The organism is Streptomyces sp. NPDC087787, from assembly GCF_044743035.1.
Lineage (GTDB): Bacteria > Actinomycetota > Actinomycetes > Streptomycetales > Streptomycetaceae > Streptomyces.
The window spans coordinates 1-21743 of record NZ_JBIUVQ010000006.1; the positions used below are offsets into that span (position 1 = coordinate 1).

At 72.1% G+C, this 21743-nt stretch carries 19 protein-coding genes, 1 tRNA gene and 1 pseudogene; 4 read left to right on the plus strand and 17 right to left on the minus strand.

Annotated elements, in window-relative coordinates:
- Window positions 1–348: pseudogene (locus ACIOWN_RS11480) on the plus strand (IS481 family transposase); the annotation flags it as partial.
- A 180-nt stretch (window positions 349–528) separates the two neighbouring features.
- Here the strand turns inward: ACIOWN_RS11480 and ACIOWN_RS11485 are convergent.
- The 3 genes from ACIOWN_RS11485 to ACIOWN_RS11495 form a co-directional block, all read right to left on the minus strand.
- A complete protein-coding gene (locus ACIOWN_RS11485) occupies window positions 529–798 on the minus strand; it encodes a YrhB domain-containing protein (RefSeq protein ID WP_401981735.1) in 270 nt (89 codons plus the stop codon).
- A 59-nt stretch (window positions 799–857) separates the two neighbouring features.
- Window positions 858–2054 (minus strand): M48 family metallopeptidase, encoded by a 1197-nt coding sequence (locus ACIOWN_RS11490; RefSeq protein ID WP_401981737.1) that lies wholly within the window; start codon window positions 2052–2054, stop codon window positions 858–860.
- A 270-nt stretch (window positions 2055–2324) separates the two neighbouring features.
- Complete coding sequence (locus ACIOWN_RS11495; RefSeq protein ID WP_401981739.1) at window positions 2325–2555, minus strand: hypothetical protein; 231 nt, start codon at window positions 2553–2555, stop codon at window positions 2325–2327.
- Between ACIOWN_RS11495 and ACIOWN_RS11500 the strand changes: the two genes are divergently transcribed.
- A complete protein-coding gene (locus ACIOWN_RS11500; RefSeq protein WP_401981742.1) occupies window positions 2550–2744 on the plus strand; it encodes a hypothetical protein in 195 nt (64 codons plus the stop codon). The two genes, ACIOWN_RS11495 and ACIOWN_RS11500, sit on opposite strands and share 6 nt — an antisense overlap.
- 325 nt (window positions 2745–3069) lie before the next feature.
- Here ACIOWN_RS11500 and ACIOWN_RS11505 read toward each other — a convergent pair whose 3' ends face one another.
- From ACIOWN_RS11505 to ACIOWN_RS11525, 5 genes are all read right to left on the minus strand, one after another.
- Entirely contained in the window at window positions 3070–3387 is a 318-nt protein-coding gene (locus ACIOWN_RS11505) for a hypothetical protein (protein ID WP_362347833.1), read from the minus strand.
- A gap of 61 nt (window positions 3388–3448) precedes the next feature.
- The gene (locus ACIOWN_RS11510; protein ID WP_362347835.1) at window positions 3449–4852 is read right to left on the minus strand and encodes a Cys-Gln thioester bond-forming surface protein; all 1404 of its coding nucleotides are present in this window, start codon (window positions 4850–4852) and stop codon (window positions 3449–3451) included.
- A 181-nt stretch (window positions 4853–5033) separates the two neighbouring features.
- The gene (locus tag ACIOWN_RS11515; protein WP_362347837.1) at window positions 5034–5501 is read right to left on the minus strand and encodes a single-stranded DNA-binding protein; all 468 of its coding nucleotides are present in this window, start codon (window positions 5499–5501) and stop codon (window positions 5034–5036) included.
- A gap of 297 nt (window positions 5502–5798) precedes the next feature.
- A complete protein-coding gene (locus tag ACIOWN_RS11520; protein WP_401981747.1) occupies window positions 5799–7874 on the minus strand; it encodes a GTPase in 2076 nt (691 codons plus the stop codon).
- A gap of 3 nt (window positions 7875–7877) precedes the next feature.
- Window positions 7878–9491, minus strand: a complete 1614-nt coding sequence (locus ACIOWN_RS11525) for a dynamin family protein (RefSeq protein WP_362347841.1) — start codon at window positions 9489–9491, stop codon at window positions 7878–7880.
- A gap of 320 nt (window positions 9492–9811) precedes the next feature.
- On the opposite strand from ACIOWN_RS11525, the gene ACIOWN_RS11530 reads away from it, so the two are divergent.
- Together ACIOWN_RS11530 and ACIOWN_RS11535 are read left to right on the plus strand one after the other, a co-directional pair.
- Window positions 9812–9887 (plus strand) — tRNA-Arg (locus ACIOWN_RS11530).
- Window positions 9888–10158: 271 nt separating this feature from the next.
- Window positions 10159–10818 carry a DUF6461 domain-containing protein gene (locus tag ACIOWN_RS11535; RefSeq protein ID WP_401981750.1) on the plus strand — a complete coding sequence of 220 codons (660 nt, stop codon included), beginning with the start codon at window positions 10159–10161 and terminating at the stop codon, window positions 10816–10818.
- Window positions 10819–10861: 43 nt separating this feature from the next.
- Here the strand turns inward: ACIOWN_RS11535 and ACIOWN_RS11540 are convergent, their stop codons facing one another.
- From ACIOWN_RS11540 to ACIOWN_RS11580, 9 genes are all read right to left on the minus strand, one after another.
- Window positions 10862–13669 carry a SpoIIE family protein phosphatase gene (locus ACIOWN_RS11540; protein WP_401981753.1) on the minus strand — a complete coding sequence of 936 codons (2808 nt, stop codon included), beginning with the start codon at window positions 13667–13669 and terminating at the stop codon, window positions 10862–10864.
- A 149-nt stretch (window positions 13670–13818) separates the two neighbouring features.
- Window positions 13819–14334: a hypothetical protein gene (locus ACIOWN_RS11545; protein ID WP_362347883.1), complete on the minus strand. Its 516-nt coding sequence runs from the start codon at window positions 14332–14334 to the stop codon at window positions 13819–13821.
- 152 nt (window positions 14335–14486) lie between these two features.
- Window positions 14487–14768: a hypothetical protein gene (locus tag ACIOWN_RS11550; protein WP_401981756.1), complete on the minus strand. Its 282-nt coding sequence runs from the start codon at window positions 14766–14768 to the stop codon at window positions 14487–14489.
- A gap of 208 nt (window positions 14769–14976) precedes the next feature.
- Window positions 14977–15216, minus strand: coding sequence for a chaplin (locus ACIOWN_RS11555; protein WP_362347887.1), 240 nt, complete (start codon window positions 15214–15216; stop codon window positions 14977–14979).
- Between the two features lie 1153 nt (window positions 15217–16369).
- On the minus strand, window positions 16370–17044 hold the full coding sequence (locus ACIOWN_RS11560; RefSeq protein WP_401981759.1) for a chaplin: 675 nt from the start codon (window positions 17042–17044) through the stop codon (window positions 16370–16372).
- Between the two features lie 130 nt (window positions 17045–17174).
- Window positions 17175–17402 (minus strand): chaplin, encoded by a 228-nt coding sequence (locus ACIOWN_RS11565; protein WP_100569166.1) that lies wholly within the window; start codon window positions 17400–17402, stop codon window positions 17175–17177.
- A 252-nt stretch (window positions 17403–17654) separates the two neighbouring features.
- The gene (locus ACIOWN_RS11570; protein ID WP_362347890.1) at window positions 17655–17783 is read right to left on the minus strand and encodes a hypothetical protein; all 129 of its coding nucleotides are present in this window, start codon (window positions 17781–17783) and stop codon (window positions 17655–17657) included.
- Between the two features lie 352 nt (window positions 17784–18135).
- Entirely contained in the window at window positions 18136–18999 is an 864-nt protein-coding gene (locus ACIOWN_RS11575) for an ABC transporter permease (RefSeq protein ID WP_401981763.1), read from the minus strand.
- Complete coding sequence (locus ACIOWN_RS11580) at window positions 18996–21647, minus strand: alpha/beta fold hydrolase (RefSeq protein WP_401981766.1); 2652 nt, start codon at window positions 21645–21647, stop codon at window positions 18996–18998. Before ACIOWN_RS11580 ends, ACIOWN_RS11575 begins: the two co-directional genes overlap by 4 nt.
- Between the last annotated feature and the right edge of the window lie 96 nt (window positions 21648–21743).

Sequence of the window (21743 nt, forward strand, 5' to 3'; positions counted from 1 at the left end):
TTCTTCGACCCGTCCTCGCGGGAGCTGCTGCGGGTGCGGCCCAACCCGCTCAGCGGCGAGGAGGTGCAGCGGCTGCGGGGCCTGCGGCCCGCGGGCCCGCCACCGAGACCGCGGGTGGAGCCGGTCCGGGTGCAGCGGCGGGTCAGCGCGGTCGGCACGGTCATGGTCTGCCGGCAGGTCGTCTCTCTGGGCCGCCCGTACGCGGGCCGGACCGTGACCGTGCACGTGGCGGACTCCACCCTCACGGTTGAGCTGGACGGCCAGGTCCGGGTCATCCGGCGCACCACCGACATCCCCGTCCGCCACGTGAAGGCGAACAAGCCCCACAAGGTTTCCGATGTTGTCTAGGCCCACCGTCAAGCAACAGCTGGGACCAGAACGTCAAACATCACCTGGGACTAGACACCCGCCGTTCGGACACCCGCCGTTCGGACACCCGCCGTTCGGACATGTCCGCCGTTCGGACACCGTCTGGGGCTTGTTCTAAGGGCTGTCCCATCGCTGTGGTTGCGGACAGCCACAGCCTGGTCAGGTGCTCGGGTTTTTCCACAGATGCCGCTCTTCCAGGATCCCGAATCGCACGTCTCCGCGTTCAAGGTCGACGAGGATGGGCCAGCAGTCCAACAGCTGCTCCCTCGCATCACGCGAGGCGAGGTACTGCACAGAGTTGTAAGGCACGATCAGGAGACCATTGCTCTCGCGGACTCGCCCTGCGTCGATGGCAAGAGGCGGCTCGTCATCGCGCTGGCTGTTCGTGAGAAACGCCACCGCGAGCTGCAGGGCTTCGTCCTGCTCCATCATTCGTTTCCCGTCCGTCGACTCAACGAAGGCACCCTAACCGTCCTGGATAGCCCCCTTCACTGGGCGGAGCCGTAGCCGTTGAAGCCTTCTCGGACGATGCGCTGGGCCACGTTGACGCGGGCCGCCGCGAGTTCGGCGGCGATCCGCCGTTCTCGTCCAGCGTCCATCACCACGGCAGCGGGCGCGGGCTCGCCGACGAGCAGACAACTACTCCTGAGGTGGGTCGGCGGATGGGTCGTGTCGACGCTGTGCCCGCGCCGGGAGCCGACACGCCGCTGCCGCTCGTACTCGTACTCGGGGATCGACGCCATATGCGCTCTGAGCCGCTCCCACAGCTCCTCCGCCCCGGCGTTGGCTGTGCGGGAGCCTCGCGGCCCGGCGAGGGCGGCCTGATTGGCCTCGCGCTGGAGGGCGACGACGGCCGAGTCACTGACCAGGAGCCAGTCCATCAGGCCGACGGCCGCCTCGGTCGACGCGGCGCGGGCAGCCTCGCGGTCGGCCAGGTATTCAGCTCGCTGGGTGGCCCGCAGCGTCAGGTGTTCGAGCAGTGTCAGCAAGCCTAGGACAAGCAAATTGGGCGCGATGCAGAGCAGGTTGCCAACCATTTCGACGAAGGACGGGTTCCGCACAGGGAGCAAGACGTAGCGCCAAGTGGTCAGTGAGCGGTACGCCGTCTTCACGACCAATCCGTGGCGGGTGTCTCCGTTGCTGTAGTGGGCGAGTTCGTGGCCCAGCAGTGCGATCCTCTGCTGTGGGGTGAGGATCTCCCACAACGGCAGCCCCAGCACCAACAGTCGACGCCCGCGTACGCCACACGTCGTGACGCTCGCGTTGAGTTCCGCGTCGGCCGTGATCAGGTCCACGCCGCGGGTGCCGACCACCTGGGCGACCTCGTCGACCAGCGCAAAGAGCTCGGGCGCGTCGCTGCGGCGCAGTATCGGGCCCTCCTCGGGCAACTGCACCACCCGCGGTCTGAGAAACCACGCGATCGCCAAGAGGATCACCCCCGGCACCATCCCCGCGCCGCCCCACCCGCGCACCAGCCACCAGATCCCGCCGAAGGCCAGGGCCATGGTGGCGCCGTGCACGAGGAGCGCGATCGCGAAAGCAAGGAGCGAGGAGGCGTCGCGCCGGGCGCGCAGGTTCCCGCCGCCCCGCACCTCGGCCAGCAGCTTCTCGCCGTGCCGTCGGGCCAGGGCGCGCCGCGCTCTGTCCAGCCGATCCCACTCCTGCTGAGGCGTTCCCGGGTCCACGTTCCAGTCACAAGCGCCGCACCAAGTAACGAACCTGCCGCCTGTGCGGATCTCGGCTCCGCACTCCGGGCATGACGGAGACTTTTGCTCGCCGGTGCGCATGGCTGTGCGCTCACTCCCCATCCCCACGACCCTCCCCAGAGGCCGCCCGTTCATGACAATCCGAGATGATCACGCCGATGCGCCCGCGTAAAGCACCTTCGTGGCACGGGGTCCGTCTGTGATCCAAACGAAACGCTCTAGCTCACAGGTGCCATATGCTGAGCTTGCTCAAGGCTTCGGCGCGTTCTGCTCAATGATCTTCATCCGGGCACGTCGCTCGGCTTCATGGTGGTGGGCGTCCTGAGCAGTGCTCTGTCCGGGCCACTTGCGGTAGAGCAATCCGCACTCCTCGATGAACCACCCAGTGCTCACGGCGTTCAGGGCCATCAGGAGGCCGGTGTCATCCCCGTCCCGGAGAAGGGCCAGCGCTACGTGGCGGCCCGCGAGCACGGCATGCATGCCCTGCGGCACTTCTACGCCTCGGTGCTCCTGGACGCCGGGGAGAGCATCAAGGCTCTGAGCCTGTACCTCGGCCACAGCGACCCAGGGTTCACGCTCCGCGTCTACACGCACCTCATGCCGTCCAGCGAGACCCGGACCCGGAAAGCCATCTCCGCGATGTACCCGGGCCGCCGGTCACGCTCATGACGGCCCAGAGACGGCCCAGGCTGCCTGACACGGCCCCTCATCAGCGGGAAACCTGCTGGTGAGGGGCTTTTTCATGCCCTCTCGTGGCAAGTAACACCCCATCTTGCCGTACCGCCACCCCTGGGGGGAAACGCGTGCGGCCGGGGGGGCTGTGACCTGGGGTTTCGCCACCGGCGGCTGGGGCTCGTCCGTCACCGCTGGTTGCCGTCGAGGTCCGTGCCCCATGTCTGACGGACGTCTTACACGCTGCTTGGGGGGTCTGCGGAACCCCCGGCGTTCGTGCCGGGCGCGCGAAGAGCCCGCGGGCCCGGTGGGGACGGGTGGCTCATGCCTGTTCCAGGGCGTCGCCGAACTCGCGGAGGGACTTGCTGCGGTGGGTGCGGGCCAGTTCGTGTCCGACGGCGATGGCGAGCGCGACCGGCCATTCGATGAGGTCGAACGCCGTGAGGAGACCGAGGCCCGCGAGGTAGGCGAGCTGGTCACGCGGCGGCAGTTCGAAGCGGAGACCGCCCACGGAGACGGTCACCGTGTCACCCGAGACGACCCGTTCGGCCGCGGCGCGGGCGCCGTGGTGCTTGGTGATCGGAACCGGTGCGCCGGCAGGCGCTGTGTCGGAGTCTGTCCTGCTCGCGCGCACGGTCATGTCACGTCCCGTTCAACGGCCGGTACCGGGCATCCGCTCGATGTCCCCCCACCACGCTAGGTCAGTTCCCGGCGCTCTTCCTCTTGTGGACGATGCTCAGGGCCGTGGCACCCAGAACCAGCAGGCTGAGGCCGATGGCGGCGATCATCGGAGTCGTGCTGGTGCCACCCGTCTCGGCGAGGTTGGGGTTGGGCGAGGTGTCGCCTCCCGCCATGACGGGGGTGGGTTCGCCGACGGTCTGGGTCACGGTGCCGCTCGGGCTGCCCTGGGTGCGGCAGTCGAGGACGCCGGCGAAGCGCTGCGCGTGGCCGCCGGAGTCCCTGATCGTGAAGTCGTACGCCTGGTCCTCCTGGAGCGGGATCATGATCGTCTCGGACCCGCCCGCGGCGATGGTGTACCGGGTGTCCATCAGCTCGAAGGTGAACGGCTCGTCGCCCTTGTTGGCCGCGCTGATCTCCAGGGCGCCCTTGGCGCAGTTCTTCACCGCGGACAGGGCGGGTATCGCGCCCCCGGCGGCCCAGGCCGCACCGCTGGTGGCGGAGACCGTGGACTCGCTGGAGCCGGCCAGGATCTGGGTCTGGCTGCGGCTGTCGGAGGTGAAGGCGCGGCCGACCGGCACCGTGGTGGAGGCCTGCGCGGTCAGCGTCGCCGAGCCGTCCCCGGCGTCCTCGGGCACGTCGAAGAACACCTGGCTGCCGTCCCGGGCGGACGTGATCTCCTCACCCTTCTTGCCGACGATCCGCACACCGCTGGTCGCGGCGCCCGCCGGAGGTGTCAGGGTCACGCTGCTCGCGTTGGTGTGCACGGTCACCGGGCCGAGCCGCTCGCCCGGGTGGCCGGAGACCGCGGGCGGGTCGAGGGTGAGCGAGGCGCGCGGCTCGGGCAGGTCACCGGCGCTCTTCTCCAGGTAGTCCGCGAGCTTCTCGGCCCGCGGGTCGAGGGCGTCGACGTCCGCGCCGTCGGAGTAGCGCCAGATGGCCACCTGGGTGCCGGCCGCCGCGTCCTGCTCGGTGAGGTTCCTGACGCCGGCCTTCTCGGCGAGCGCCGCGAGATCGTTGACCTGCGGGTAGGAGTTCTGCAGGATCCAGCGGATCTTCCCGGCGTTCTTGTTCGTGGCCAGCGAGGTGCCGCTCCAGGGCGTCTCGCGGTACTTGGCTTCCCGCTGCGTGGGGTTGTGCACGTCTATGCAGTACGTCTGCAGGGTCCCGCCGCCGTCGACGGACATCTCGAACAGGCCCGCGGAGACCTGGTGGTCATCGCCGCCGTCATGGATGACGGCGGTGCCGTAGGTCTTCAGACTGCCGATGGTGGCGGTCGCGCCGCCCGGACTCTGCGGCATGCCGTCGGCGGCGGCCGGGCCGGCGGCGGTCATCAGACCGGCGGCGACGAAACCGGAGACCAGGGTGGCGGCGGCGAGCCGAGCCGCCCCCCGCCTGCGCGCGGACGGCGCAGAGTAAGCACACACAGAAATCCCCTTCGAGCAGGACCCGTTGACGTGGGGGTGCGGTCCCACCGGCAGAATCTTCAAGCCCAGTGACAAGCCCAGAGAGCTGTGTCCGGCATCCTATGGAGCCCGCGCACCAGGACTTCGCTGTCGTATCGTCAGATCGCTGATCCGAATCGCAATCGTTATCACCAAGATCACCTCAACAGGCCGCAACGGCGGGTTCCGGCTCCTGCGGAGACCCGGTGTCCGACGGAGCCGTCTCCCACGTGGGCTCCGGTTGCGGAGGCGGACTCGCCGTCTGCGGCTCCGCCCTGACGGTGCGCCGGAAGGCCGACGTGCCCCGCGTCAGATCGTGGCCGATCGCCAGGGCGTCGATGTCCGCCGAGGTCCGGCTGGTTCCGTCGCGGGTCTCGGTGCGCACCTTCAGCCGGCCCTGCACGATGACGGGGTCGCCCACGGTCAGTGACGCCACCGCGTTGGCGGCGAGCTGGCGGTTGGCCCACACCGTGAAGAAGTTGGTGTGGCCGTCCGTCCAGGCGGCTTTCTCCCGGTCCCAGTAGCGCGAGGTCACCGCCAGCCGGAACCGCGCCGAGGCACCCGAGGGCAGCTCCCGGTGCACCGGCTGCGTCGCCACGTTGCCCACGGTGCAGACGATCGTCTCGTTCATCGTCGAAACCCCTCCCTCGCCCGGACGCCCGGCCCGGGCGGACATGCGTACGGGCCCGTCCCGTACGGCTGCGTCTGTCGTGACGACCGCGTTCGTCGCGATCGCCGCGGGACCAGACTGCCTCCGTCCGGGCCGAGCCCGCCGAGCGCTGTGGACCGCCGCCTGCCTGTGGAAAACTCCCTCACCCTCACGGGTGAAGCCCGCCCCTCGCCCGCCTCACGACTGAAGCCGCCTCACGGCTGAAGCGGCCTCACGGGTGAGGCCCTCCTCGCCCCACCTACCGGCGAAGCCCGCCCCTCATCCGACCCCCGCTCCCTTCACCAGCGCGTACTGCTCCCGCACCTCCCGATATCGCAGGAGTTCCGCCGCCACCGGATCCAGCACCCGGGCCCGGCCGCACCCCGAGGCCGCCTCCCGTAGTCGGCGCTCGGCCTCCTGGCCGTACCGCCGTGCGGGCCCGCGCGCCGCGATCCGGCAGCTCCACTCCACGAGCGGCCCGCCCACGATGCCTGCCAGCATGAGCAGCACGGGGACCCCCAGGTTCGGCACCATCACCCCCGCGATCTGCCCGACCAGCCACAGACCGCCGGCCACCTGAAGGATCGTCATCGCCGCCTGCGCGAGAACCGCGACGGGCCACCAGCCCGGGCGCGGGGGCCGCCCCGGGGGCAGCCCGGCCCGCGCCGCCAGCTGGTCCAGCGCCTCGGGCAGCCCCTGCGCACCGCGTACGGCGGCCTCGCGGACGGCCTGCGCCCATGGCCCCGGCATGCCGGCCGAGGCCTGGTCGGCCACCGTGCGCACCGCGTGTTCGACACGCTGACGCGCGGTGGCCTCCTCGTCCTCCTGGGTGCGCAGCATGAGGCGTCCGGTGGGTGCCTCGCGCCGGCTCCGGCACCACCGCCACAGCCGAAGCCAGGGCGTGCCGCAGGCCTTGTTGGCGTTGCGCAGCCAGGCCCGCTCGGCCGCGTCGCCCGCGGCGGTGGCGCCCACCGCGTCGGCGAGCCGGGCCGAGAACTCCTCGCGCGCCTCCTCGCTGAGCCCGGTGCTCGACCGGGTGGCGTAGACGGGCCGCAGGTGCTGGGCCGCGGCGTCCACGTCGGCCGAGATCCGCCGCACCGCGGCTCCGCGCTCGGCCACGAACTGTCCCAGCGCCTCGCGCAGCTCACCGACGCCGTGCCCGGTGAGCGCGGACAGCGCGAGCACGGTCGCGCCCGGCTCGCCGTACTCGCCGAGGGCGATCCCGTCCTCGTCGAGCAGCCGTCGCAGATCGTCGAGGACCTGGTCGGCGGCCTCGCCGGGCAGCCGGTCGACCTGGTTGAGGACGACGAACATGACCTCCGCGTGGCCGGCCATGGGCCGCAGGTAGCGCTCGTGGAGGACGGCGTCCGCGTACTTCTCCGGATCGACGACCCAGATGACGGCGTCGACGAGCCGCAGGATGCGGTCCACGTGCTCGCGGTGCTGCACGGCCGCCGAGTCGTGGTCGGGCAGGTCCACCAGGACCAGGCCGCGCAGTTGCGGGTCGGCGTCCTGGGCCTGCACCGGGCGCCGGCGCAGCCGTCCCGGGATGCCGAGCCGGTCGATGAGACCGGCCGCGCCGTCGCTCCAGCTGCACGCGATGGGAGCCGCGGTGGTCGGCCGCCGTACGCCGGTCTCCGAGATGGCGACGCCGGCGAGGGCGTTGAACAGCTGGGACTTGCCGCTGCCGGTGGCGCCCGCGATGGCGACGACGGTGTGCTGCCCGGAGAGCCGGCGCCGCGCCGCGGCCTCGTCGAGGACCCGGCCCGCCTCCGCGAGGGTGGCGCTGTCGAGCCGGGTGCGGGACAGGCCGACCAGTTCGCGCAGCGCGTCGAGCCGGGAGCGCAGCGGTCCGTCGTACGCCAGTGGGGGCACGGCCGAGTACCGGGAGGGCCGGGGCTCCACGGGTACGAGTTCGGCGGCGGCCGTCTCGCTGACGCGGCGCGCGATCAGCCCGTCGTCCCAGGCGTCCCCGGCCTCCGTACGGCTCTGTGCGTCGTCGTCCGTCCCACGCGCGTCGTTGTCGTCGTGCTCCACGCGCGCGTGGGCGACGTCGGCCTCCTTGACCATGCTGACCTGTCCCGTCACCTGGTGGTCGGGGGCCGCCGCCCCGGCGACCCGGTGGCCCTCGGCGTCCCCGGGCGTCTCGGCGTCCTCGGCGTCCGGGACGCCTTCGGCGCCGTGGCCGTCCTCGGACCTGGCGTCCGGCGCCCTGTCCCGGGTCCAGTCGTCTCCGCGCGTGTGCTCCCCGCCGGCCGTTCCGTCCGCCCTTCCGTCCGTCTCCTGGTCCGTGAGGACGGTGCCCTGCTTCTGATCGGTGTGTTCCGTTCGGTCCTGGTCAGTGACGGCGGTCACCGGTCACCTCTCCTTCAGCAGTACGGACAGCGCGGCGATGAGTTCGGCCTGGGGCTCGGCGTGCACGTCGAGAGCGTCGAGCGGGGCCAGACGGCGCTCTCGTTCGACGTGGATCACCCGGTCCAGGTGTTCGGTCAGCAGCCGCCCGGCGCGGTCGCGCAGCCGCAGCGCTCCGTGCGCGCCGATCCTCTCGGCGAGCCCCTCTCCCGCGGACCGCGCCCGGCGTCCTCCCAACAGCCCGGTCGCGGCCAGGGCGGCGACGGCTTCGGCGTCCGGCGCGATGCTCCTGTCCAGCCTGCGCACCTCGTCATCGGCGTACTCCTCCAGCTCCCGTCGCCAGCGCCGTACGGCAAGGCCGATGCGGTGCTCGGCGCTCTCCGAGGCGCGGTCGCGGTCGGCGAGCTCCGGCGCCGTGGCGGCCTGCTCGTGCCGCCAGGCGTCGTCCACGCGCTCGTCGGCGGCGGTGACGGCACACAGCAGCAGGGCGGCCAGGCTCTCCACGAGCGCGTCGAGCAGCTCCCCGGCGGTGCAGTCCAGGGGGAAGGCACGCCACCTCTTCAGGGCGTCCCCGGCGAGCACCGCCCCCGCCTGGAGACGTCCTCGTACACGCGCGTGCTCACTGTCGTAGGCGGTCTCTACGGCCGAGGTGAGCCGCAGTGCGGCGGCGTACTGGGAGGCGGTGGCACTGGCCAGCTCGGGCATCCGGGATTTCAGCGAGTCGAGGAGGCCCTGGGCCGTGCGGGCCATGGCGTACTCCCGGGCCCCGGGGTCCTGGGTCTGGTGCACCAGCCAGGTGCGCAGCTGTGCGACGGCGGAGGCGGGCAGCAGGCCACCGCCCCAGGCCGACTCGGGCAGCTCCGGCACGGTGAACCGCGGCACCTCGCCGAGTCCTGCCTTGGTGAGCAGCGCCCCGTACTGGCGGGAGACCTCCGAGGCGACCTGGTGCGGCACCCGGTCCAGCACGGTCACCAGCGTGGCGTCGTACTCCTTGGCCGTGCGGAGCAGGTGCCACGGGATCGCGTCGGCGTACCGGGCGGCCGTGGTGACCATGACCCAGATGTCGGCGGCGCAGATCAGCTCGGCGGCCAGGACACGGTTGTCGGAGATCAGGGAGTCGATGTCGGGCGCGTCGAGGAGAGCGAGCCCGGGGGGCAGGGTGTCGACGGTCTCCACGCGCAGCACCCGGGTGGGGGTGCTCTCCTGCAACAGCAGGTCGTCGCCGGCTCCGGGGTCGCCCCTGGGCACCCACACGCGTGTGAGGTCCGGCAGTACGCGCATGCCACTGAACCAGTGGTGGTCCTCCGGATGGCAGACCAGCACCGGTGTCCGAGTGGTCGGCCGCAGCACGCCCGCCTCGCTGACCCGCCGTCCGACGAGCGAGTTCACGAGAGTGGACTTCCCGGCGCCTGTCGACCCGCCGACGACAGCCAGCAACGGTGCATGGGGCCTTCGCAACCGCGGCACCAAGTAGTCGTCTAGCTGAGCGAGCAGTTCGTCGCGGTTGGCACGCGCGCGTGGAGCCCCCGCCAGGGGCAGCGGGAAGCGTGCGGCGGCGACACGGTCGCGCAGGGCGGATAGTGCGTCGAGCAGCTGAGGCCTTACGTCCAAGGTCACCACATGTGAAGAATGCCCAATTTTAGGGGAATTCTGAAGCATATGAGCATGTCTGCGCGCCGATTGGACACAACGGACGGAAGGGATGACTGGGACGCGGGCACAGTCGAGGCATAACGAGTGCACAACACCAGGTGCGCCGGACGTCAAAAGCGATGCACGATTCGTACCCGCCTGCGATTATCAGGACCGCTTCACTGAACCTCCACATTGAGCCACGGAGGCGAAGCAACCGGGACATGGATCCGGGAGCCCTATCCTTGTCCCCGGCGATGTCACGGATCAGCCCCACCAGGGCACCGCGACAGAGGCCACCACACCTGGCCCCCGTAGCTCAGTGGATAGAGCAGGCGCCTTCTAAGCGCTTGGCCGCAGGTTCGAGTCCTGCCGGGGGCGCCAGTCTCCGCCCTCCCTTCCGGGAGGGCTTTTCGCTGGTCAGGCCGGGTTTCACCGCGCACGACGAAGCCCCGGGCACTCCCCCGACCCCCGTGTCGGTCCACTGCTTGCCGACCTCCGGCGTCGCCGTGCGGGTCAGAAGTTCACCCCACTGGCCCTCGGTACCAGGAGCGGGCAACGTCACGTCTTTCACCTGAATGGCCACTGGGGGCAGAGGCCGAGCCGGAACGGCAAGCGCATCCCGGAGTCAGTGGGTGCTGGCAGGATCCGCCGCATGACTTCCGCCACCGCCGCCGACTACGGCTGGATACGTTCCTCTTCCTCGCTGTTCGCGCACGGGTTGGAGGTCGGGTACACCCTGACGCTGGTGCGGGGAGTCTCGCCTTCGGAGTTGCTCCGGATCGTGGAGGCCGAGCCGCGAGGTGTGTGTCAGGGGCTGAGCGAGCTCATCGAAGCACAGCAGGAGTTCTTGGACGGGTACGAGGCGTGGCCCGAAGCCTTTCTCGCGGGGGCGTTCACCGCGCGGGGCGAGGGAGGGGACTGGACTCTCGCCCTGGAGTTCGGAGGCGATCTGGGCACGCGCCCGCGCCTCATGGAGGCACTCTCCGCCGGGACGCGTGCCGTCTCGCATTCGAGCAACGGGGGGAAGCCCATGGACTTCTTCCACTGGTACGAAGACGGGGAGTTGCGGACCACTTTCGAGTGGCCCGCGGACAGGACCGGCAGCACTCCCGATGCGCTGAACCCCCTGATGCTGGAGGTCGGCCTCAACCCGTCGGGGGACGAAGATCCCGATGTCGACAGGAAGGCAGCGGTCATGGCGCTGGCAGAGCGCCTCACAGGTGTACGGGTGACCGAGGAGATACTGGCGAAGGCCGAGTACCAGGTGGGGGAAGTCCCGGAGGAACCCGTCGAGGAGTGGCAGAGCAAGTAGTACAGGGTGGCGCGCGGTACGCGGGGCGGTGACCGGGGCCGGGTCATAGTGTGTCGTCGCTCCACTGGTCGAGCAGGTCCTCGTCCGAGGGGCCGTCGAACGGTGCCGCCCCGCCGTGCAGGGGCTGCTCGGTCCAGATGACCTTGCCGGTGGGGGTGTACCGGGTTCCCCAGCGCTCGGCGTACCGGGCGATGAGGAACAGACCGCGTCCGCCCTCGTCCGTGGTCGCCGCGTAGCGCAGGTGGGGCGAGGTGCTGCTGCCGTCCGAGACCTCGCAGATCAGCTTGCGGTCGCGCAGCAGGCGCACGTGGATGGGGTCACTGCCGTAGCGGATGGCGTTGGTGACCAGTTCGCTGAGGACGAGCTCGGTGGTGAAGCTGGCGTCCTCAAGGCCCCAGTCCTTCAGCTGCCGGGCGACATCGGCGCGGACGCGGGAGACGGCCGCGGGGTCGCGCGGTACGTCCCAGTCGGCGACCAGGCTGGGATCGAGTACGCGGGTACGGGCGACCAGCAGGGCGATGTCGTCGCTCGCGCGGTCCGGAGGGAGGGCGTCGAGCACAGCCTGGCAGGTCTGCTCCGGGGACCGGTCGGGATGGGCCAGCGCGGCGCTCAGGAGTTCGAGGCCTGTGCCGATGTCCCGTTCGCGGTCCTCGACGAGTCCGTCCGTGTAGAGGACCAGTCGGCTCCCCTCGTGCAGACGCAGTTCGGTGGCCTCGAAGGGGAGGCCGCCCAGGCCCAGGGGCGGGCCCGCGGGCAGGGCCGGGAAGGTCACGGTGCCGTCCGGGTGGACTAGGGCGGGCGGCGGATGGCCGGCCCGGGCCAGGGAGCAGGCGCCCGAGGACGGGTCGTAGACGGCGTACAGGCAGGTGGCGCCGGTGAGCCCCTCCTCACCGCCTCCGGCCTCGCCGTCCCGGTCGAGCCGGGCCACGAGGTCGTCCAGGCGGCCAAGGAGCTCGTCCGGGGCGAGGTCCAGGGTGGAGAAGTTGTGCACCGCGATGCGCAGCCGTCCCATGGTGGCCGCCGCGTGCAGTCCGTGCCCCACCACGTCGCCGACCACCAGGGCCACCCGGGCTCCGGACAGCTCGATCACGTCGAACCAGTCCCCGCCCACCCCCGCCTGGGCGGGCAGATAGCGGTAGGCCACCTCGAGGGCGCCCAGTTCGGGCAGGGCGCGCGGCAGCAGACTGCGTTGCAGGGTGACCGCCATGGTGTGCTCGCGCGTGTAGCGGCGGGCGTTGTCGAGGGCCACGGCGGCCCGGGCGGCCAGTTCCTCGGCGAACGGCACGTCCTCCTCGTCGAAGGGCTCCCCTTGCCGGCAGCGCCAGAAGTCCACCACCCCCAGCACCATGCCGCGGGCGCGCAGCGGCACCGCGATCAGGGAGTGGATGCCTCCCTCCAGGAGGCGGCGCGCGCGATCGGGATCCGTCGTCCGCCACTCCCGCGCGGCCGCCAGATCCGCCACGAGCACCCCGCGGCCGGTCTCCGCGCACCGGGCCTGCGGCGTGCTGGGCGCGAAACTGAGCCGACTGCCCACCCCCGACATCGGTGGGTTCCCGGAACGGCCCCGCACCGCGGCCCGGCGCACCTCGCCGATCGCCCCGGTCGGCTCCTGGCCCCGCAGGACCCCCTCGGCCAGTTCCACGGTGACGACGTCGGCGAAGCCGGGAACGGCCACGTCCGCCATTTCCTGCGCGGTGCGCGACACGTCCAGGGTGGTGCCGATCTCCACGCCGGCGTCGTAGAGGAGTTTCAGGCGCTCGCGTGCCACCTCGGCGCGTCCCGACAGTGCCCGCAGCTCCGTGGTGTCCCTGAGGGTCACCACGCTCCCCGCGTACCCGCCGTACGGGGCGGTGGGCCGCTTGTTGACCGCGAGCAGGCGGTCGGCCGTGAGGTGGACCTCGTCGCTGGCCGTGCGCTCCGACGTCAGCAGCTCGGCGATGCCGGCGTCCAGGGGCAGGTCGGTGACCTTGTGGCCCTCGGCGTCCGGCGGCAGTTCCAGCAGCCGCTGCGCCTCGTCGTTGGCGAGCAGCAGCCGTCCGTCGCCCCCGACGATCAGCACGCCCTCGCGCACCGCGTGCAGCACTGCGTCGTGGTGGTCGTACATCCGTGTCATCTCGGCCGGTCCCAGGCCGTGGGTCTGGCGCAGCAGCCGCCTGCTCACCAGTGCGGTGCCGCCCGCGGCCAGGGCCAGCGCCCCGCCCGCCGTGCCCAGCAGGACCGGAAGCTGGCGGCCTGCCGTACTCTCCACCCTCTGGACCGTGATCGCGACCGCTACGGTGCCGACGGCCTCGCCGCCCGGCCTGGTGACGGGGACGTACGAGACCACCGAGCGTCCCTGGGTGGTCCGCAGGACATGGGTGACGGCGGAGTGCGGCGGTTTACGGGGACCGAGGACCGGTTTGCCGATGAAGGCGGGGTTGGCGTGGGTGTACCGGATCCCGGTCTTGGAGTAGATGACGACGAGGTCGACATCGGCACCCTTCATGATCTTCTGCGCGACGGGCTGCAGCACCTTGGTGGGGTCGGGGCCGGTCATCGCCTTCAGCGTGTCCGGCGCGTACGCCAGCGTCTCGGCGATGCCGAGGGACCGTTCCCGGGCGTCCTTGGTGCTGTCGTCCCTGGCCTGGAGTACGAGGGCGATCAGCGCGGCGGCGACGATCAGGACCCCGATGACCACTTGCAGCAGGAACACCTGGCCCGCGACGCTGCGCGGCCTGAACAGGGACCGCAGTCGCCCCTGGGGCGGCTGCGGCGAGTTGTCGCGCCCGCCGCGCCGGAGAGATCGACGGGAGTGTGCGATCACTTTTCCATTTTGCGCCCTGTGTCCCAGTCGGCATTCCGGCGAGGGCATGGTGGAGCGCACCGCGGCCGGCACTACGGATGGGGGTGGTCCTGAGCCGGCTGCTGCACGGGCGGGTGCGGGCCCCGGTCACGCGCGCCGCGCCGCCTGGCCGGGGCGGGGCGGGCGGGGCCACGGCCCCGGCCCGCGGGCCGGGGCTGCTACAGGCCGAGGCCGGGGCCGGCCGTCAGGTCGGCGCCGGGGGTGGTGCGCAGGACGGGGGCGAGGACGGCCAGTTCCGGTTGCTTGAAGGTGGGCAGCTCGCCGGGGCTGGGGTTGGTCAGGGGGGCGTCCAGGGCCAGTCCCGGGGTCAGGGTCCGGACGTCGGAGGCGGGCAGGCCTACGTCGACGTGGTCGAAGCCGTCGTCGAGGGCGTGGGCCAGCGGGGCGCGCAGCTCCAGGCCGGGCAGGCCGCCGTCGACCGGCAGCCGCGGCACGGTGTGCTCGGGCAGGAGCCGTCCCTCGACGAAGCGCGGGGGCTCCGGCACGACCGGCGCGGGCAGCGGCACCTGGCCGCCGACCTCGGGCAGTTCCGTGCCGAGGGCCGCCTCCGCGCCGCCCAGCGGGACGGGGACGGGAACCGTGCCGGCCGCGGCGGCGGGGGTCGCGGCCGCGCCCATGGCCGCCGCGATGCCCGTGATGACGGCGGCGAGGGTTCCTCGAGTGGTCGACTTCATGTCAGGTACGGTCCTTTTCCGGGTTCGGGGCTCGACGTCCGTACCGTCCAACGATCCTGACGCCACCAGCAGCACGGGATTCCCCCGAGTGCCGCAGTAGTACGACGGTTCACCGGCCGGTACGGAGGCGCCGAGCTGACGCCTTACGTGGCTCAGCGCTGGAGCGCGAGGCCGCCGAGCAGTGGTTTCGGGGCGTTCAGGGTCTTGGCGGTGCCGTTCACCGTGTGGAGCAGTGAGTTCCGGTTCTCGGTGTCGAGGGCGTTGGACTGCTGCTGCAACGGCATGACGTCGACGGGGCCCTTGGTGAGCCTGTTCACGGCGCCGGTGAGGCTGTGGGGCGTGAGGTCGGCGGAGTTCTGGGCGAACGCGGGCGCGGCGGCGCCGGTGAGGGCCAGGGAACCTGCCAGGACGGCGGCAGCCTTCAGGGACTTCATCGTCTTGTTCCTTTCTTCGGCGGCGTCGGTCACCGCGGGGTTTGTGCCGCCGTGTCCAACGAGCTTTGGCCGGACCGGAAACCCCGGCGGCGCGAAATCGCCGGGTCCTCGTGCGGGACCCGGCGACGCATGGGGCTGTGACACGGCCGGCCGCCGTCCCCGGAGGAAACCGGGGGACAGCGGCCGGCCGGACGAATGCGCGCGGACGTCAGCCGTTGACGCAGGCGTTGCCGAACGCCGGGTTCAGCACGCCGATGACGTCGATGGTGTTGCCGCAGACGTTGACCGGGACGTGCACGGGAACCTGGACGACGTTGCCCGACAGCACGCCCGGGGAGTTGGCGGCGCCGCCGGTCGCGCCGCTGCTGGCGGCGGCGATGCCGGCACCACCGGCGACGGCCGCGGCGGCGACGGAGGTAAGGACAAGGCCCTTGGCGATACGCGACATGGAGAAGTGCTCCTTGGGTTGACGCAAAAACACCCGGGCGGGATGCCCGGCGCTGTGTCAACGCGCGGCGCTCCCGCGAGTTGTGCCGCCAAAGGAGTGATATCGAAAGTTCCGGGGCGTGCGGCGGGTTGCGCGCCGGGGGTCACGGGGGCGCGCCAGGCGCGGGCCGAGGTTACGACGGGCGGGGCCCCTGACAGGCCAGGACCGGGGTGGGCCGGTCAGGGTGGGGGCCGGCAGCAGGCCAGGGGCGGGGACGGCGGCAGGTTGGGAGGCGCGACGGAGCGAGGCCGGGTGCGCGACGGAGCCTGCGGCAGGTACCACGGCCGGGGCCGGCGGCACGCCGGGGCGCGGGCCGGCGGCACGCCGGGGCGCGGGCCGGCGGCACGCCGGGGCGCGGGCCGGCGGCACGCCGGGGCGCGGGCCCGCGGCACGCCGGGGCGCGGGCCCGCGGCACGCCGGGGCGCGGGCCCGCGGCACGCCGGGGCGCGGGCCCGCGGCGGGGCCGAGGTGGGCCTGGGCCGCGGGCGGCCCAGGGCTGGTAACCGCGCGAGGCAACAGCACCCGACGACCGCGATCAGCGGCAAGTCGAAGAGAGCCGATGGCACACCGGGGGCAGGGACGCAGCGGGGCCGAGGCCGTGGTCGGGCCGGGGCCGGGAGTGGAGCGGGGCCAACGGCACGCCACACGGCCGGAAGCGACGACGAGCCGGGACGAAGGCCGGCGGTACGCCAGGAGCACAGGGACCCGGTGGGGCCGCGACTTCCCGTGCCAGAGCTGCGGCTGCCCTGTACCTCAAGCAGGCCGGTGCCTCGGGAAGGTCAGCGCCTCCAGCCGGCCAGCGCCCAGGCAGTCCAGGGCCTCGCGCAGAGCTGGGCCGCAGGTGGTCGCTCCGGGCGTCGGCAAGACATGCGCCCGGCCCGGCAGCAGGGCCCGCGCGACGGAAGTCAGCGAGGAAACCGCGTCGGCCGTCTGCGAGACCCCCGACGGAAGTCAGCAGACCACCGCGTCAGCACACGGACGGACGTCAGCAGACCACCACGTCAGCACCCCGACGAAGTCGGCAAGACCACCGCGGCCGGTCGGCTGTGGAGACGCAAACGGGTGCCGGACGTCGTGTCCGGCACCCGTGGGGGCCGATGCGGTGGCCCGGGGTTCAGCTCTGGCGCTGAGTCGCCGTGCGGCCGCGGCGGTAGAGGAACACGCCGCCGGCGATCAGGGCCGCGCTGGCGGCCGAGGACGCCAGCAGGGCGCCGGTGCCGGTCTCGGCAAGCTGCGGGGCCGCGTCGGGCGTTCCCTCCTCGAAGGATGCCGGAGCCGGCAGGGTCTGGGCTCGCTGGGGCTCTGGCGCCGCCTCGTCCACCACTCGCACCGGAGTCCCCGGGTCCGGCGTGGCGTCAACCGGCGTCTGCACCGGCGTCGCCACAGGCGGCGGAGTCGGCGTCGGCGTCGCCACAGGCGGCGGAGTCGGCGTCGGCGTCGCCACAGGCGGCAGAGTCGGCGTCGGCGTCGCCACAGGCGGCGGAGTCGGCGTCGGCGTCGCCGCAGGCGGCGGCGTGACCCCGGGTGTCGGCACCGCGGTCGGCGCCGAGCCGTTGGCGCAGGTGTTGCCGAACGCCGGGTTCAGCAGCGCCACCACGTTGACGGTGTTGCCGCAGACGTTGACCGGCACGTGCACGGGAACCTGGACGACGTTGCCCGAGAGCACGCCCGGGGAGTTCGCGGCGGCGCCGTCGGCGTGCGAGTCGGCCAGGGCGGGGCTGCCGTACATGGTCAGCATGCTCGTCGCGGCGGCGGCCGCGAACACTCCCCTGCTAAGAGTCTGTCGCAATCTCGTTGTCTTCCTGCTTGCAGCCGCTCGCTCCGAGCGGCTTGAAGAAGTGGGAAGGCCGGCCTTGGGCGAGAGATCGGTGTCCAAGGCCGGCCGTGACACAGCCGGTGCGGCTGGGTGCGCCGGACGGTCAGCCGTTGGCGCAGACGTTGCCGAACGCCGGGTTCAGCAGCGCGATGACGTTGACGGTGTTGCCGCAGACGTTGACCGGCACGTGCACGGGAACCTGGACGACGTTGCCCGAGAGCACGCCCGGGGAATTCGTGGCGGTACCCGCGGCTCCGGAGTCGGCGAAGGCGGGGCCCGCCATGCCCAGGGCCACGATGGCGCCGGTGACGACAGCAACGCTCTTCTTCATGAATTGTTCCCTTCTTGGGGTCGATGCCCCGATGGCGGTCTGAAACCGAGTGAACACAACCGATACGGTCGTGATGCTGAACGAGGAATAGCCGTAATGGAAAAACGCGGAACGTGAGTCGCCGAGCACTTCACTCGTTTGACCCGCGCGACCATACGATTCACCCTCGACTGCATTGCCTGGAAAGGGTTCTTCGGAAAGGTACGGGCAGCCCTCGGCAAAGCGGCGGGCCCTGGGCGGACCCGGTCCGGTTCAGCTCCCGGTACTGGCGGAGAGAACCGACAGGTCGTCGCCGATGGCGAGCGCCGCGGGAGCGGCCGCCACCGGCATACCGGCGACAGAGGCGGCGGCTGCCACGGCGACCTTTGCCTTCTTGAGCACTGCCCGTTCCTTTCCTCGTAGCGACGCACGTCCTACGACTTCATCAACCCGGTGCGGCATGTTTGGTTGCGGGGGTTCACCCGCTTGGACCTCACCGCATTCAAAACTGAGGAAAATCACGGGAGTCCAAAAAACACACAAGCAGTCCGGATCGTCGACCGACGGAGTGAAAGGGAAAAACCAGCTCCGGAGCCCCGTCTCTGACCGCGCGCCCGTGCGGAGGCGTGTTCAGTGCCGCGGCGGTGAAGGCTCCGGATGAGGATGTACGTGCCCCGGGTCATGAAGGAGGCAGCCGGGCCGAGGCGCTCACTACCCGAGCCCCCTCACCCGGCTCCGCCGCGAGCAGGGGCTCCTACGAGACCACGTCCTTGCGGGCGAAGCCGCGGAAGGCCAGGGCGAACAGCACCAGTGCGTAGCTGACGGAGACCGCCGTGCCCTGGATCATGCCGGACCACTCGGCGTGCGGCTGCACGGCGTCGGCCCAGGCGTACTGCCAGTGGGCGGGCAGGAAGTCGCGCCAGTGCCCGAGGGCCGTGACGGCGTCCAGGACGTTGCCCACGATGGTCAGGCCGACCGCACCGCCCACGGCGCCCAGGGGCGCGTCCGTCCTGGTGGACAGCCAGAACGCCAGGGCCGCGGTGACCAGTTGCGACACGAAGATGTACGCCACGACCACCAGCAGCCGCTGCGCGGCGGTCCCCGCGTCGAGCGCGCCGCCGGTGGGTATCCGCAGCGGGCCCCAGCCGTAGGCGGCGGTGCCGACGGCGAGCGCGACCAGCGGTAGCAGCACCATCGCGGCCAGGCTGAGCCCGAGTCCGACGACGAGCTTGGACCACAGCAGCCGGGCCCGCGGCACGGGCGCGGCGAGCAGATAGCGCAGGGAGGACCAGCTCGCCTCGGAGGCGACGGTGTCCCCGCAGAACAGCGCCACCGGGATCACCAGCAGGAAGCCCGCCGAGACGAACAGGTTCACCGCGGCGAAGTTGGCGGCGGAGGCGGTGGCCGTGTCCATCAGCGTGACCCGGTCACCGCGGCCGCCCGGACCGCCGCCGATCGCGAAGGCGACGGCCAGCACGAAGGGCAGCGCGGCCAGGATGCCGCCCATGACCAGCGTGCGGCGCCGCTTGAACTGCCGCACCAGTTCGACTCTCAGGGGCAGGGTGCGGCCCGCCCGGTAACCGGAGGCGACCTCGGCGCTCTCGGCGAGCGTGCTCATGCGGAACCTCCGATCAGGGTGAGGAAGGCGTCTTCGAGCCGGCGGTGGGGGCCGACCGCGACGACGGGCACCTCAAGGCGCACCAGCTCCGCGACCAGGTTCTGCGCCGTGCCGCCGGTCTCCAGCCGGACCAGGAGGCCGTCCTCGGTGCGCAGCGCCGAGGCGACGTCCGGCAGGGCGGACACCTTCTCCACGACCGGGTCCTCCACCGGGGTGGCGGTGCCCACGAGCAGCGTGTCGCCGGAGCCGGTGATCTCGCCGACCGGACCCGCCTGCACCAGACGTCCCCGGTCCATCACCACCAGGTGGGTGCAGGACTGTTCGACCTCGGAGAGCAGATGGCTGGAGACGATCACCGTGCGGCCGCCGGCCGCGTAGCGGATCATCACCTCGCGCATCTCGCGGATCTGGGGCGGGTCGAGGCCGTTGGTCGGCTCGTCCAGGATCAGCAGGTCCGGCAGGCCGAGCATGGCCTGCGCGATCGCCAGGCGCTGGCGCATGCCCTGCGAGTAGGTGCGTACGGCACGGGCCAGGGCGTCGCCGAGGCCGGCGATCCGGAGGGCCTCGTCCAGGTGCGCGTCCCCGGGCGGGCGGCCGGTGGCCCGCCAGTACAGCTCCAGGTTCTCCCGGCCGGACAGATGGGGCAGGAAGCCGGCCCCCTCGACGAAGGCGCCGACCCGCGACAGCACGGGCGTGCCGGGCCGTATGGCGTGGCCGAAGACGCGGATCTCGCCGTCGTCCGGCTGGATCAGGCCCATCAGCATGCGCAGGGTGGTGGTCTTGCCCGCGCCGTTCGGCCCGAGCAGGCCGAGGACCTGGCCCTTGTCCACCTGGAACGACAGGTCCCGTACCGCGTACCTGTCGGCCGACTTCGCGTAGCGCTTGCTCAGGCCGGTGATCCGCAGCGGGACGTCGGCCAGTTCCGGGTCGGGCGCGGGCGCGGCCGTGCGGCGGCGGGCGGTCAGCAGCAGGGCGAGCGCGACCGCGGCGCCGGCGAGCGGCAGCCACCACACCCAGGCGGGCAGCGGTGCCGCCGCGGTGGTCACGCCCGGCGCGGTCGGCACCTTCAGGTCGCTCTTCAGGCCGGCGGTGTACGTCGCCGGGGCGGCCGGTGAGGCGTAGCCGAGGTCGGTGGAGGCGAGGACCAGGCGGAGCCGGTGGCCCTTCTGCACCTCGTGGTCGACGGCCGGGAGGGTGAGGGTGACGTCCTTGCCCGCCTTGGCGCCCTCGACGCGCACGGGGGTGACGAGCTGGGAGGGCAGTACCGGCTGCTGCTTGCCCGGTCCGACGTCGTAGAGCTTGGCGAAGAGCACCGCGTCGTCGGCGGTCGAGGTGACGTGGACGGTCACCGTGGGCGATCCGGTGACGCGCAGGCCGGCGCCGAGGGGTGCGGAGTCGAAGCGCGCGTGCTGGCCGGGGAAGTCGAGGGACACCCCGACGCCGAGCGAGGAGAGCTGGGACAGTCCGCCGGAGCCGCCGAGGCCCGGCAGGGCGGACACGGCGGGCGGGTTGGCCCCGGCGGGGTTCTCGAAGCGCCGCTCGCCTCCGCGCAGGGCGACGGACCGCTGCCCGCCTTCGAGGCCCGGGTACGTGCTTCCGCTCGCGCCCCGCAGCAGGGCCCTGCCGTCGGTGGAGTCCACGCCTCCGGTGCGGGTGACGCGGAAGGCGGGGCCGGTGTCGGTGTTCTTGTCGCCCTTGAGGTAGCGGTCGAACCAGGTCTTCACGCGCGCCTGGACGCGGCTGGTCTCCATGTCGCCGCCGTCGTGGCCGCCCGCGATCCAGTCGACGTCGACCGGGGCGCCGTTCGCGCGGATCGCCGTGGCGGCGGCGTCGGCCTGGCCGAGTGGGAAGAGGGAGTCCGTCTGGCCCTGCACGAGCAGGGTCGGCACCTTGATGCGGTCGGCGACGGCGGACGGCGAGCGCTCCTGGAGCAGTGCGCGCGCCTCGGTGTCCGGCTTGCCCGACTCGGCGACCCGCTCGTACATCCGGCACAGCTCGGGCTCGAACTTCGCGCATCCGCCGCCTGAGTTGATGAAGGCGCCCGCCCACAGCTTCTTGAAGACGCCGCCCGGGAAGAGCGCGTCCGCGAGGTTCCAGTAGGTGATCGCCGGGGCGGTGGCGTCCACCCGGTGGTCGTGTCCGGCGGCGAGGAGGGAGATCGCCCCGCCGTAGGAGGCTCCGGCCACGCCCACGCGCGGGTCGCCGGGCCCGTCGAGTCGCACCTCGGGCCGCCGCGCCAGCCAGTCGATCAGCCTGGAGACGTCGGCGACCTCGCCCTTGGGGTCGTTCAGCCCGATCTTTCCGGTGGATCCGCCGAAGCCGCGCGCCGACCACGTCAGCACCGCGTATCCGTCCCTGGCGAGGTCCTGGGCCTGACGCCGTACGTCGTCCTTGCTGCCGCCGAAGCCGTGCCCGAGCAGGACGGCGGGGTGGCGGCCGGACGTGGCCGGGGTGAAGTACGAGGTGTCGACGCGCACCCCGTCGCCCATGGCCAGCACCTGGTCGGCGCGGTGCACCGGAGGCGGGTCGTCGGAGGCGATCGCCGTCCACGTGCCGGCGCCGGCCAGCACGACGACGGCGGCCCCGGCGGCCAGCAGGCGCCGGGGCCTCCGCAGCAGCCCGCGTAGTCCGGGCGGTCGAAGATCCATGTCCTCCACGGTACGGGCCGCCACCGACAACCGAAGCCGCCGCCGGACCGAACCTGCGCACCTCCTCGGGGAGTATGGGGCGGCCGCGGTGTACCG